The sequence below is a fragment of the Sphingopyxis sp. GW821-FHT12C06 genome, from assembly GCF_058807415.1.
Genome location: NZ_JBXAQR010000006.1, coordinates 285,625 through 298,033, shown reverse-complemented (window position 1 = coordinate 298,033; position 12,409 = coordinate 285,625). Strand labels below are relative to the sequence as shown.

13 protein-coding genes are annotated in these 12,409 nt (G+C 64.0%); 1 reads left to right on the top strand and 12 read right to left on the bottom strand.

Translation table 11 applies throughout. The features are described from left to right. Window position 1: 1 nt before the first annotated feature. On the bottom strand, window positions 2–325 hold the full coding sequence (locus tag AC1RRJ_RS19025; RefSeq protein ID WP_493125589.1) for a hypothetical protein: 324 nt from the start codon (window positions 323–325) through the stop codon (window positions 2–4). Between the two features lie 211 nt (window positions 326–536). Between AC1RRJ_RS19025 and AC1RRJ_RS19020 the strand changes: the two genes are divergently transcribed. Beyond that, on the top strand, window positions 537–890 hold the full coding sequence (locus AC1RRJ_RS19020; RefSeq protein WP_493125587.1) for a hypothetical protein: 354 nt from the start codon (window positions 537–539) through the stop codon (window positions 888–890). Between the two features lie 190 nt (window positions 891–1,080). Here AC1RRJ_RS19020 and AC1RRJ_RS19015 read toward each other — a convergent pair whose 3' ends face one another. From AC1RRJ_RS19015 to AC1RRJ_RS18965, 11 genes are all read right to left on the bottom strand, one after another. Next, window positions 1,081–1,497 carry a hypothetical protein gene (locus tag AC1RRJ_RS19015; RefSeq protein WP_493125585.1) on the bottom strand — a complete coding sequence of 139 codons (417 nt, stop codon included), beginning with the start codon at window positions 1,495–1,497 and terminating at the stop codon, window positions 1,081–1,083. Next, window positions 1,494–1,844 carry a hypothetical protein gene (locus tag AC1RRJ_RS19010; protein WP_493125583.1) on the bottom strand — a complete coding sequence of 117 codons (351 nt, stop codon included), beginning with the start codon at window positions 1,842–1,844 and terminating at the stop codon, window positions 1,494–1,496. Before AC1RRJ_RS19010 ends, AC1RRJ_RS19015 begins: the two co-directional genes overlap by 4 nt. Beyond that, a complete protein-coding gene (locus AC1RRJ_RS19005) occupies window positions 1,841–2,464 on the bottom strand; it encodes an N-acetylmuramoyl-L-alanine amidase (RefSeq protein WP_493125581.1) in 624 nt (207 codons plus the stop codon). The genes AC1RRJ_RS19010 and AC1RRJ_RS19005 overlap by 4 nt, the downstream gene beginning before the upstream one ends. 76 nt (window positions 2,465–2,540) lie before the next feature. After that, window positions 2,541–3,284 carry a hypothetical protein gene (locus AC1RRJ_RS19000; RefSeq protein ID WP_493125579.1) on the bottom strand — a complete coding sequence of 248 codons (744 nt, stop codon included), beginning with the start codon at window positions 3,282–3,284 and terminating at the stop codon, window positions 2,541–2,543. After that, window positions 3,281–3,646 (bottom strand): hypothetical protein, encoded by a 366-nt coding sequence (locus AC1RRJ_RS18995; protein WP_493125577.1) that lies wholly within the window; start codon window positions 3,644–3,646, stop codon window positions 3,281–3,283. Before AC1RRJ_RS18995 ends, AC1RRJ_RS19000 begins: the two co-directional genes overlap by 4 nt. Window positions 3,647–3,680: 34 nt before the next feature. Continuing rightward, window positions 3,681–5,057: a tail fiber domain-containing protein gene (locus tag AC1RRJ_RS18990; protein WP_493125575.1), complete on the bottom strand. Its 1,377-nt coding sequence runs from the start codon at window positions 5,055–5,057 to the stop codon at window positions 3,681–3,683. Window positions 5,058–5,062: 5 nt separating this feature from the next. Beyond that, complete coding sequence (locus AC1RRJ_RS18985; RefSeq protein WP_493125573.1) at window positions 5,063–5,470, bottom strand: hypothetical protein; 408 nt, start codon at window positions 5,468–5,470, stop codon at window positions 5,063–5,065. After that, window positions 5,467–8,007, bottom strand: coding sequence for a hypothetical protein (locus AC1RRJ_RS18980; protein ID WP_493125571.1), 2,541 nt, complete (start codon window positions 8,005–8,007; stop codon window positions 5,467–5,469). Before AC1RRJ_RS18980 ends, AC1RRJ_RS18985 begins: the two co-directional genes overlap by 4 nt. Further along, on the bottom strand, window positions 8,004–11,633 hold the full coding sequence (locus AC1RRJ_RS18975; RefSeq protein ID WP_493125569.1) for a hypothetical protein: 3,630 nt from the start codon (window positions 11,631–11,633) through the stop codon (window positions 8,004–8,006). The genes AC1RRJ_RS18980 and AC1RRJ_RS18975 overlap by 4 nt, the downstream gene beginning before the upstream one ends. Further along, window positions 11,630–11,917, bottom strand: coding sequence for a DUF1799 domain-containing protein (locus AC1RRJ_RS18970; RefSeq protein ID WP_493125567.1), 288 nt, complete (start codon window positions 11,915–11,917; stop codon window positions 11,630–11,632). Before AC1RRJ_RS18970 ends, AC1RRJ_RS18975 begins: the two co-directional genes overlap by 4 nt. 59 nt (window positions 11,918–11,976) lie before the next feature. Continuing rightward, complete coding sequence (locus tag AC1RRJ_RS18965; protein ID WP_493125565.1) at window positions 11,977–12,390, bottom strand: hypothetical protein; 414 nt, start codon at window positions 12,388–12,390, stop codon at window positions 11,977–11,979. Window positions 12,391–12,409 lie beyond the last annotated feature (19 nt).

The following is a 12,409-nucleotide window of genomic DNA, read 5'->3' as shown; positions in this document are numbered from 1 at the left end:
CTCAATCCTCGACAGTCAGCATTTCGATTCGCAGCAGCCCGGGGTCATCGGCCTCGACCGCGACGTCGGCGACGATATGCCCTGGCAGTTTCCATAGAACCGCATCGAGCCGATCCTGCAGTGCGCTGCGCAGCGCGGCCACTTCGCCGACCGCACAGGCGCAGTCGAACAGGTGGCGGGCGCCGACGAAATTGGCGCTCGCCCATGGACGCAACGTCGATACTCCCAGCGACAGTCCGTGCGGAAGTTCGCGCGCGAGCAGGCGGCGCAGCCGCCGGTGCGGGCAGCCGGGGCGCGACGGCGGTGCGGGCGACCAGCGCATCATGCGCTTTCTTCCATGCGGTTCCACGCGGGCCGGCCGGGGCCACCGCTTGTAGCGCGCCAAAATCTCGCGCCATTAAGTCGCGACAAAAAGTCGCCGGATTATGTAAAATTTGAGGCTGTGAGCGGCCAGAAACTGCGGCCAGAAACTCTGGCCAAAAATTCGCACGATTATGTTAAGTCCGCGCCGTCGAAATCGGATTACGGGAGGGCATATGAATTGGGCCGATTGGGTAGCGAAAATCGACTGGCTTGAAACGCTCGACCAGCTCGCCTCAATCATTACTGCGTTGGTCGCCCTGTGGGCTAGCTGGTGGTTTGGTCTCCGCCGCTGGAAGAAGAGGATAGCGCTAGAGCGATATCTGAAATCGATCATGGGGAAGCCGCAATGGCACGACGATCTAGGGCGAAGAACGATCGTGCATCTGATGGCGGAGCTTAAGCAAACGGAAGCAGAGGTACTTGAGGGAGCATTTGCGAGTGACAAAGTCGAGATTATCCGCGTCCGCGATATACACACGGGCTTCGCGACGAGCCTGATGCTCGCCTATGCCTCGCCCAAGGGGTAGACTGATCTACGATTTCAAAGAGCGTTAAACGGTGCCTCAATCGGCCTTGCAGGGCAGCCCCTTGACCCCCTGCTCATCGAACCAAAGGCAGACGTCGTTGACCCTGTCCCAACCCCGCTGCCCCCACGCATCCTTGTTCCGCTGATGCTGCCGATTTCCCTCCTCGCTGTTCTGCTGGAGGATGGCGACATCAGGGACGGGCTTGCGCTCCTGCTCGAACAGCACGGCACTCGGGGATGAGAGGCGCACCGGCTTCGCGCAGCTCGTTACACAGATCGATGCGCTGACGATCGCTAAGACCGTTATCGGGAATGCCCGCTGTCGCATTGTTGAATTCCTTCCTTGCAAGTTCCTCGGCCCGTCGCCGCGCTTCCGCGCGCTGGGCAGCCGAGGTGTCGGCCTGTCGGCCCGTTCGCTCCAGTTTCGCTGACGTCGTCGCCTCGTGATCCTTGATGATGTTGGCGTCGTAGGTGCATTTCCCGGCGCCCAGCACGGCGATCGCCGCGAGGATGACAAGCACCCATGCAAGCCACCGCGCAGGCTTCGCGTCGATGGCCAGCCACTCCATGAGCTTGAGGGCAAAGCTCGCGACAACGCCCGCGATCATGCTGCCCCTCCGCCGTCATAGGCTTCGCGCGCCGCGCGATCGCCGACGCCCTCGAAATTCCGGTTGCCCCACGCGGCGCGCCAGCGGCCGACGGGGCCGCCGAGGGAGAAAGAGAGGATGACCACGAACTGATAAGCGATGGTGAGCAGCGCGATCATCGCGATCACGTTGAGCCGCATACGCTCGGTCGAGACGGTCCATCCGCCGCGCCACAGCAAGACGACGAGCGCGACTAGCATCATCGCCGCGACGATGCTGCTGATCCACATGCGATCGATCATCCAGTGGCGCTTCGCTTCGGCCGGCGTCCGCGCCGACAGAAGCTCGTAGGGAACACCGCCACTCATCGCGGATCGATCCCGACCGATTTCAACCATGAGGCGACGTCGAAACAGGGGCATTCCTTCAGCCACTCGTTCGAGGTGATTTTGCCGTCCCCGTTCTTATCGGGGCTGGCGTCGCGGTGGCCCATGAAGCGCGCGCCGGGGTAGGCCGCGCCCAACTCGCGACACAGCCATTCCATCGCATTCTTCTGCGCGTCCGTGCGTGTGTCTTTGGCCTTGCCCTGCGTGTCGAGGCCGCCGACGTAGACCACGCCGATAGAGCCGGTGTTGAAGCCCTTCACATGGCTGCCGGGAATGCTTTCGTCGCGGCCGATTTCGATGGTGCCGTCGGGCATGATGACGAAGTGATAGCCGATATCGCTCCAACCCTGCGCCAGATGCCAGCGCTTGATGGTCGCGGCATCGACGTCCTGCCCTTCGCGCGTGGCGGTGCAGTGCAGGAAAATGCGGGTGATGTTCTTGCCGGTGCCCTTGACGATTACGAGGGCGCCCGGCGTGATTGCGGGCGTGAGGGTTACGCCGAGCTTGGCCAGCACCTTGTCGGCCGTTTCACCGCCGTAGATGCCATCTTCGCTGGCACCTACCGCGCGCTGGATGCGCTTCGTCTTTTCGATCAGGTTCACTGGAATGCTCCGGTAAGGAAGGATTGCAGCAAACTTAGCCGTGGAGCGGCCCGGTGCGCCCGGTCGCTGGCGGCTGTCACCGCCATTCCACCACGGTCAGCGCCCATTTGGTCGCGGCCGCGTCCTCGCGTTCATACGGTTCGAACTTGCGGAATATCCCGTAGTGAACCGAGGGAGCATCCGGGGGATAGTCAGGCCCCTCGACCACGACAAGCGGCTTATGCTCGCCCCGGTCTTCGGCGATCGCCCACAGCTTGGCAAGGGTCAGCTTGTCGAGGTCAACGAAACGCCATTGGAATTGCGTTTTCACGACACCTTCATCGACGCCGAAGCCGCCATCGCGAAGATCGGAGACGCCCGACGTATCGATCGGCACGCGGCCACCGCCAAAGGCGTAGGGCCATTCGAGCGCGAGCGACGCGACCAGCACGCCAATCTGCATCGGCGTCGTCGGCTGGTTGACGATCACCCGGAAATAGCGCCCGTTGACCGGGGCAGGCAGGCGGACATAGGCTGGGAAGCGGGTGCGGATATTGTTCGCCAAACGGATCGGCTGCGCGTTGACATGCGTGGCCGTCACGGCCCCGCCGATCGCCGCGATGCTCTGGATCGTCCAAACGGCATCGGCCCGCGCATTGGTGGCGCCGAGATAGAAGCTATCGACGTCCTGGGCGACGGACAGGTCAATATCGATCGACTGCGCGCCGGGACCAGGCGCGACCCAGATTTCGCGCGGCGAAGGCGTCTGGAGGTTCGCGGCTCCGGTCCCCGGCGCGGTGAATTGCGCCGCGATGGGCTTGAGGATTTGAAGCCCTTTCATTCTTGCCTCCTAAGCACGGTCAATATTGTTCCGCCGCCCGCATCGTTTTCATCGGCGTCCAGGACGAAGACATCGACGCCTGCGGCATATCCGCCCTTGGCGGTCGTCAAGGTAACGACCTTGCCGATCAGGCCGACTTGCTGGCCCGGCACGCGGAGCTTTTCGACATCCAGCGGCCCCGGACGAAAGGCGAGCTGCCGGGCTGCCTCGGCGAGCGCGTCAGCCTTGAACGCGATCGGGCTGGAAATGGCGGTATCGATCGCGATCGCGCCCCACTTCGCTTCAGCGGCGACATCCCTCGCAAGAGCGACCGCTTCGTCGCGCTTTAGCCACGCGGCGAACTCCGGGTCGATTAGTGCCACTGGCACACCCTCCCGAAACGAACGAAGGTGCTCATCACGCCGCCGGCTCCAACGCCACGACCCGCGCCACAAGGTCAGCAATAGTCTCGGCCTGCGCCTCGGCCACCGCCTCCTGCTTCAGCCGCTCAGCGTTGAGCGCCGCGATCATCAGCGAATGAAGCTGGTCGATGCGGACGCCGAAGCGTTTGCCGGCAGGGCGGGCGACATAGGTTTCGCCGGTTGGGCGCTGTTCGGTCCCTTCCTCACCTTCGGCGCAGGGGACCATGATAGGCAGGCCATCGGCGCCCAGAATGTCGGACGCGCGCCACCACGCCATGACGGGTGCCGTTTCCTCGTCCCATTCGTCGAAGCACAGGAAGGCGGGCGGGATCGAGCCTTCGGGCGGCAACCAGTCGCCATCGGGCTCGCGCTGGATCAGCGCGTCGCACAGCCCTTCGTCGGCGAAGATCGTCCACACGGGCTGCGCGCCCGGCGCGAAGTGCCAGCGGGCGCCCTCGGGTCCCTTTTCGGCGATCGCGTCATCCCATTGGAAGAAGCCGAGTTCATCGACGGCGCGCAGCGCGGCGCGCAATTCTGCTTCGCGCGGTGCCGGATCGGCTCGGAACGTCTTGAAGAGGATATCGCAGGTATTGATCGTGCCGGTAGCGGAATAGATTACATTCCAACGAAAGCCCGCCGCACCGCACGCCTGCCCATTATCCGTGACCGGGCGGAAATACCCGTTCGATTGTATCACCACACCCAGACTGTTCGTCAGGAGAAGCATGTTGCCGTTCAGCTCATTGACAAAATAGCAATCGTCGTTCGATGAGCCGTAGCCCATGTACCCCTTTCGACCCGCCGGATCATGGATTGTAAAAAAGGCGCTGCCGCTGCCCCGTGGGGTCGTCGTTTCCATGCGAAACATTTCGGCCAAGGGCGATTTGACGTGCATCCGCACAGCGGGGCTGGCGCCCACGCCGAGATTGCCGCCGCTGGAGAGGATCATGCGTTCGGTGGGCGCAAATGCTGCGCCCACCGTCAGCCCTGTGTTGCCATACCAAGAGTGCGCGCCGCCACTTTGCGTATAACGCGCAGCGTCGGTGTGACGCGCCACCCAGTTGCTGCCGGAAATGAATTCGCTGTTGTGGCTGAAGTTGGCTTCGGCGGAATATCCGCTCAAATATGCCCCACCAGCCCCGCCGTTGAGCGTGGCGCGAAGCGCCGTCGAGCTGTTGCCGAGCGCGCCATAGGTCGCATTGATCAGCGCGGCACCATTCGCGCCGCCGCCCTGTGCGACGAACCTGCCAGTCGTGTCGCGCCACATGAACTCACCGCGCTCCGAATAGCCGCCAGCGTTGGGGGCGCTATCCGCCGCCATCCGATCGGTTGCCGCAGGCGTCAGGTTGCGGCCGAGACCCCAAATACTCATTTCTTTTAACTCCTGTTGAGGTTCAGGCTCGCCGCCTGTCGTTCCAATTCCAGCGTTTCGGCGGGCGCGATTTTTTTCAGCACAGCGGCGGCCAGTTCGGCAGGATCAACGCCGCGCAACGCGGCCTCGCGCACCAGCAGCAGGCCCGGCGCGTCGATGCCCGCCGCGATCAGGTGCGCCTCGACGGCTTTGCGCGCGTGCATCGCGGCAATGTGGTCGGCGCCAGCGCGGTGGTGGATCGCCGCCGCCTCGTCGATGATGAAGGCGCCCGTATCACGATCGACGCGTTCGAAGTCGCGCGGCGTACGTTCGATCGGCAGAGCGCGGCCACGAGCGGCGCGGCCGTAGCCAGCAAGCGATTGAACGGCGCCCTGATAGGCGCCCTTTCGGTCGAACAGCGCGAACCAGCTCATGAGCCGGTCGCCGTTGCTGTGCCCAACAAATAGAGGGTGTTTACCAGCCCGCCGGTGCGCCGACCATAAAGCTGCACCTCATAATCAGCGGTCGCGGTCAGGCCCGTGGCCGCGCGGTTGCAGGAAACAGCGCCCGGCGTCATGTAATAGCTGGGTGGCTCGTACTCCAAAAGTGGATGAGGGTCCGACGCGACCGCCATACCAACGTCGGCGAACGATCCACCGACCGGACGACGCATCCATTTGAGCTCGATCGGAAAGAAGCCCGCCGGGCTGGACGCGGTCACATTCACCGCCAGCGGGGCCGTAAGATGGATTTCGCCGGCGGTCCCGGTCTTCACCGTCAGCACCCCCGTCATCGCGACCCAGGATGTGGATGAGAAAGGCGCGAATGACGACGTGCTGACGGTTGTTCCTCCCGATGACGCAGGCGGAGCTGCTGCATCGTTACGCGTCAGCCGCAGTGTATTGACGAGATCGGGCTCACCTGCGCGCTGCGATCTGACCACGATGACGGCTGTTGGCCCCATAGACACCCCGGTGGGGATAGTGACGCCGCCAGCATTGACCGTTACCATTCCGCCCGTGATTCCTTCCTGGCTGTCGATAAGCCATGTTGTCGCGGCTGCGGACACATCAGTCGGACCACGGAAGCGCTTGAACAGGTAGCTTCGCGGAAGCTGGCCCAAAGTGAGCGCCCCGGTGTGGTCGGCCGAAAAACTGTCGGTCGCTGGGCCTTCCGGCCGGGGAACGGCGTTGGCGGTCAAATCGGCCAGCGCATTGCCCCATGTCACGCCGATGGCGTTCCAGCGCCGCAGTTCGCCCGTTGATCTGATGAGCCACAAATCGCCGTCGCCTTCGGCGATGGGGGCGGCTTCGGCTGGCGGCGGCAGGTCGGTGATGAAGCAGGCGGCCTTGCCATCGGCTTTGGCGTCGGCCGCGATCGCCGCGTCCAGCGCCGCGCCTATGCCGGTGTCGCGTGCCGAAACCCACGTCCCGCCGATATGGGTGTATTGCTTCTTCCCGTCGTCGATATCGTACCAGATATCGCCCTCACTCTCGCCGACGCCGATTGGTGCGGTTGGCTGCCAGAACAGGCGGACCTTTCCGTCCGCCGTCGCCTGTGCATCCTCGGCTAGCGCCCGCACGGCCAGCACCGCCGCATTGACCGTAGCTACAGCGCCGTCGATGCCATCGCGAACCGGCTGCGCAGCGTTCGGCGTCCACACGATCGTCAACGGCACCCCGCCACAGGTCAGGGGAACCCCGCCGCACGTCAGGCCGATATCAGCACGGCGCTCCCAATAGCGCGCGTCGGCGTCTTGCCAATAATCACTAGGACCGCTTTCAGCAGCAGACGGGGCGTTGGCCCGGATGAACACCCGGGGCAGTGCCGCCGAAATCTCACTGTCCTGATGCGGCCGATGGTTGCGGCGATAGCCGAGCTTGCGCGATTTAACCGGTGGCAATTGTCGTTCACGCCCGATGAAATCGGCTTGCAAACTGGCGACAGGCGCCGTCCACGCCCATTCGCCGATGCGGATCGTGCCATCGGGCTGAAGTACCCAATGGAGCGACGAAGGGAGGATCAGGCGGTCCAGCGCCTGCGCGATCGTGTCCGACGCCGACGCGATGTGGATGCCGCATGTCGCGGACCGCAGCGCGTCGGCCGCCGCTTCATCGACGATGGCGGGGCCGCCAACCGCACTGAGCAGCCGCGATGCAATCGACACCGCCGTGTCAGCGTATCCGCCCGCAATCTCGCCCTGGATATCGGCGGTCAGCGGCCCAGCGGGGTTGGTCCACCATTTGATGCATGCGATTGACGGCGCAGCGGCACAACCACCCTGCGGCGCTGCTGCGGCCTGAAGCGCAGCGAATGTGGCGGCGATCGACCCGGCCCAAGCGACCACGGTCATCGGCCCGGAGCGCCCCTTGTCCCGAACGTCCAGAAATGCGGCCAGCTTCTGCGCCGGGTCGCCGAACTCATGGATATTGTGGATTTTGTCGAGCAGCCGGCCTTCGATATCGAATACCAAGCCAAAGCTGCGCCGCTTGTCGCGACCCGCAGCCTCGGTCGGTCCCTCGATGCCGCCCTCGCCGGTAAAGCCGGTGCCGAGGAGGGGCTTGTCGAGCGTCTTGCTTGGATCGGCGAGGGTGAGCGCGATCTGGCCTTCGTTGCTGGAGATACCGGCGACCATGCCCGTCAGGCGGCGCGCGAGCGGCCCGCTTTCCTTGCCTGCGTCGATCGTGATCGCGGCATCGCGCCAATAATAGCCCGTGAGTATGGCGATCAGCGATGTGTCGCCGGACATGAAACCCAGTGTGCCGCTGGTCGGAACCGTGCCGCCCGTCCAGCCATTGTCGTCGAAACCGAACGCGGCCTTGAAACGCGGCATTTCGACGACGCCCGCGCGATAGTGCTGCCCATCGCGATAATAGGGCGTGTCGGTTCCGCCCCCGGCGAGCCGGACCGTGGTTTCGACGCCGGTCGCGACGATCCGCGGCTTGACGTCAATGAAGCAAATCTCGCTCATCGCAGGCTGACCGATCGGCTGACGCTGTCGCCACCCAGCGCGGGCCCGCCGCCACCGCCCGAAACTCCGCTGTTGCGCATCCTCGCCAACATTTCGGCAAGGATATCGTTGGTTTCGTTCGTGAGCTGGTTTTGCGTCTGCATCGCCTTGCTGGTGTCAACGGTGGCCTGCTGCGCGACGCGGATGCGCTCATTCTCGGCCGCGATGATCGCCTCGGCCGTGCTGATCGCGTTAGCGCGATCGCCGCCAAATTCCGGGCCGGCCGTGCCATAGGCCTCGCGGCTCGTTTCGACGAGTTTGCGGGCAATGTCGGCCAGCCGGTCGGCGGCGCCATCGACACCCTTTTCCGCGTCACCCTTCGCGGTCGCCATTTCGGCGATCAGCTTGTCGCGGCGCTCCGCCGCCGTTCCTTCGAACAGGTCGCCGAACTTCATGTCCTGAAGCAGCGTCTGCAACGACCCGACGCGGCTCGACAGGATTTGCTCGACCAGCTTGGCGCGATCTTCGGCGTTGCGCGCCTCGATCTTGCTGACGTCGAAACCATATTGCGTCGCGATCCGGACGCGCTCTTTCGCCTGCGCCTCGAATTGGCGAAACTGGCGCTCCAGCGCGCCGCCGAGGCCGGAGACGATCTCTTCGACCTCCTGTACCTTCAGCGCTTCGCGGACGGCCTTGTCGATATCGCTGTTGGACCGGAGCGCGCGCTGGACGGCGGCCGACAAACCCTTGATGCCGCCATCGCCGATCGCGTCGAATGCGGCGGCCATAATCGCCGCCTGGGCATTGTCGCCGAAGTCGAGCGCGCCATTCTTGACCTTCGTCCGCCCTTGGCCGGTCGGATCGACGCGATATTTCCCGTCGCGCGTCCCGATCGAGACATTGAACGCGCCGACCTCGCCGCCCAGGGCATCGGCGATTTGCTTCAATACGCCCTGGACCGATCCGGCCGCTTCGCCCGCAGCGGCCTTCGCTTTCGAATTATTCCCGCTGAGGATGGCATCGTCATCGACGCCGGTAATCGTCGCCGATCCGCGCTTCGCCTTTTTGAGCGCCCCGCCGATGAGACTGCCGATAACCGACCCGATGATATCGCCGCCCGGAATGGGGAGCGCGCTGCCGATCGCGCCGCCGATCTGGCCGCCCGTGGTGCTGGTCTTGATGCCCAGCATCTTGCCGATGCCGGCGACGAGCGTGCCGGTCTGCGCGCCTTCCATGGCGCGACCCATCTTGTCGCCCATCGCCTTCGGCAGGCCGGGCAATTCCTTGATGGCGCCCAATATGCCACCGACCGGCCCCGCCGTGAAGAAACCGGCATAGGCGCCCTGAAACACTGGCGACAATTTGCTGAAGAAGCTGGTGCCCAAATATTGGTCGAACAATTTGGCGAGCGGATCATATTGCGCGCGGGCCATCTCGCGCATGAATTCCGTCTGCTCGCGCATCAGCCCGCCGCCGATCGGGCGCGGGCGCTCGCCGGTCACGACGATATCGTCGCTGCCTTCAGCCTTGCCGCCAAAGACCTTCAGGAAGCTGCCTTCGCCGAATTGGTGAGGGCTGGGCGCGCCGCGACCCTGAATGTCGGCCGTCGCGGCTGCAACGGCATCGGCGAACAACGCCAGTGCCTTGCTCGACCGATCCGTTTCATCCTCCAGTCCGTCGATCTGCTTTGCCAGATCGTCTATTTCACGGTCGAGCGGCGATTTTCCGCGCATCTTCTTTTCCAGCGCGCGCAAGCCGTCGCCGAAGATGCTCTCGACGGTCATGCGCGCCCGGAACTGATCGAGCATCCGCTCGGTGTTCTTCAGGAAATCGCCGCCGCTGCCGGATGTAAACACGTCTTCCAGCGCCCCGCGCAGGTCGCCGATCGACGACATATAGATCGAGACGATGTCCTGCCGCTTGGTCAGCAGATCATTGATCCGCTCTTCGCCGGTCACCATGCGTTCGATTTCGCGAACCTGATCGGCACTAAGTGGCGGCATATCCCGCATGCGCTGCTGAATGATCGACAGGACGCGAGCTTCCTCGTCCCGCCCCTGAAGGATTAGCAATTGCTGCTCGCGCTGTTCGCGGCTCGCGCGCAACATGTCGTTCAAGGGGCCGTTGACCGTGTCGGCCGCGACCTCTTTCAACTCCTTGGCCCGGGCGACCAGCACTTCCCAATTCGGCGGCTTGCGATCGCTGAGCACGGCGATGACGCCGTCCAGTTCCTCCATCGCCGCTTTGGCTTTGGTGATGCCGTCGGGCAGGGGGACTAGACGCTGCTGGATCGTGTCGAGCGGTTCGGCAAGGCCGGACAATACGGCGGCGCGCGCCTTCCCGGCCTCGCCGATCAGCTTTTCGAACGACGGCGGCTTGCGCTTGCCCAGATCGGCGATCAGGCCGTCGAGGGTACGCAGGTCGGCAAACGCCTTGTCCAGCCCGCGCGGGGCCGGATTATATCCGTCGGCGATACGCTGGATTTTCTCATCCGCGCCCTCGCCGAAATTGGCCAACGCCCTAGCCGCAGCCGCGCCGTTCTTACCTTTTGGCGGCTTTGGCCCCTTGGTGCGGAATTCCTTAGCGAGCTGGCCACTATCGAGCGACTTATCGATCAGATCGGCGGCGCGGCGATTGAGCTCAGCGACTGCCCCGTCGCGAAAGGCGGCGACGACTTCCGCCTGATCAAAGCCGGTCCCCTTGAAATCGATGCCTTCCGTCATCTTGACCGCATCGGCACGTTTGATGCGCCCCGAACTGACCCCCTCGGCGATCATCGTGAGCTGGCTGCGGTTCGCCTGAATGTTCGACCAGCGCTTGGGATCGGCCCCAAACTGGTTCGATCCAACGAATTCGCCATAGAGCTGGGTGGCGCCGCCTGAGCCCAGAAGGCTGTCCGCGACCTTCTTGGCGCTCGCCTCTGCCTTCATGGCGTCGGCGCGCAGGCTGATCGCCTGAAGGCGGGCGTTGATGATCAGCAGCTCGTTCTGCGTCTTCAGCTTGCCCGAAACGGTATCGAACACATCGCCAAGCGCCGACTGCGCCGAGGCCAGTCCATTCGCGCCGGCTTCGGCCGCCGCTGTGGCCTCCGCATTCTCGAACAGCTTGGCCGCCAGCATCGTGACAAGCGGGATCGCGATACCCAAGCCGATGCCGACCGGGCCGCCCATGATCGCGGCGAACTTGGCGAATTTCGACGAATTGCTATCGACCGGTCCGCCCATCATCGCGAGCGAGCCGGCCATCTGCGACGCTTGCTGAGAAAATGCCGTCAGGATCGGCGTATTGTTTTGCACCTGAATAAGGAAGTCCTGCACCTGAACGCCGGACTGTTGCATCCCAGTGCGATAACGGCTGGCACCACGAACAGCCTCATCAGCTGCCTTCTTTTCCGCGCTGGCGGCGGCACGCGCGGCGCGCTCCTGATCCTTGCGCGCCCGCTCAACTTCGCGCACCGCGCGCGCGGCTTCGCGATCGCTGGCGGCAACGGTCGCGGTGGCGGCCGATGCGCCGCGAGCAGCGCCGGCCAATTCCTTCAGGCCATTGGCAGCGCCGCGCGAACGTTGTTCGGTGGCGTTCAACTGCCCGACAAGGCCGTCGTCTTTCCCGCGCAGGCGGGCTTCAAGGATGGTCTGGGCGCCGCTCACCGCGCGGCCTCGGCGAAGGTCAACAGCGCAGCCTCTTCCATTGCCTGAAGCGCGGGCAAGGTGGCGGGAGTGATATCGATGAAGGCGAGGTCAGCCATGGGCTTCACGGCCGAATAGTCCAATCCCATGCGCTGGCCCGTCATCGGATGACGGTGCCATTGCGTGCGCAGGGCCAGAAACAGCCCTACAATGCCGACGTCATCCTTGTGGATTTCGACTTCGCTATCGACTGGCTGAGTGCCGGTCTGGAAGCGCGCGGGAAGGGCAGAATTCTGGGTTACCACGTCGTCGGCCTTTTGCCTGCGGCCGCCCCGCCCTGAGGCCCAGGAACGGGCGACCGCTCTCAGTTTCCCTCGCGGACCTCGGGTTCGGCGGCGCGGGCAGCGCGCAGAGCTTCCATCACGCCGCTTGCGAAGTTTGGAACGCGGAGCATTCGCTCCAGATTGGCCTTGCTGAACGGAACCGAACGGCCAGCATCGGTGCCATCATCTTCGGTGACCTGCTGCCAGTCTTCGAGGACACGAAGGACGAAGGGTGACAGAACCTCGCTCAGCTTCTGGCGCTCGGACTTGTCCGTCGCTGCGGCAAGCTTGCTGCTGACTGCGGAAACGTCATCGTTGAATTCAACGAACTCATCCTCGTCAATCAGGATGAAACGACCGCGAATGACGTTCGTTACGACTTCGCCGTCGTCGGTGAGGCCGTTCCAACGAATGTCCCGCCACGCCTTGGCCTGCTCAACGATTTTATATCCCATGATGACCTCCTGTAGGATG

What these genes read in the sequence shown, in the direction of transcription:
- AC1RRJ_RS19025 (WP_493125589.1), bottom strand. Translation starts at nt 325, where the DNA reads ATGATGCGCTGGTCGCCCGCACCGCCGTCGCGCCCCGGCTGCCCGCAC.
- AC1RRJ_RS18990 (WP_493125575.1), bottom strand. Translation starts at nt 5,057, where the DNA reads ATGAGTATTTGGGGTCTCGGCCGCAACCTGACGCCTGCGGCAACCGAT.
- AC1RRJ_RS19020 (WP_493125587.1), top strand. Translation starts at nt 537, where the DNA reads ATGAATTGGGCCGATTGGGTAGCGAAAATCGACTGGCTTGAAACGCTC.
- AC1RRJ_RS18985 (WP_493125573.1), bottom strand. Translation starts at nt 5,470, where the DNA reads ATGAGCTGGTTCGCGCTGTTCGACCGAAAGGGCGCCTATCAGGGCGCC.
- AC1RRJ_RS19010 (WP_493125583.1), bottom strand. Translation starts at nt 1,844, where the DNA reads ATGAGTGGCGGTGTTCCCTACGAGCTTCTGTCGGCGCGGACGCCGGCC.
- AC1RRJ_RS19000 (WP_493125579.1), bottom strand. Translation starts at nt 3,284, where the DNA reads ATGAAAGGGCTTCAAATCCTCAAGCCCATCGCGGCGCAATTCACCGCG.
- AC1RRJ_RS19015 (WP_493125585.1), bottom strand. Translation starts at nt 1,497, where the DNA reads ATGATCGCGGGCGTTGTCGCGAGCTTTGCCCTCAAGCTCATGGAGTGG.
- AC1RRJ_RS18980 (WP_493125571.1), bottom strand. Translation starts at nt 8,007, where the DNA reads ATGAGCGAGATTTGCTTCATTGACGTCAAGCCGCGGATCGTCGCGACC.
- AC1RRJ_RS18965 (WP_493125565.1), bottom strand. Translation starts at nt 12,390, where the DNA reads ATGGGATATAAAATCGTTGAGCAGGCCAAGGCGTGGCGGGACATTCGT.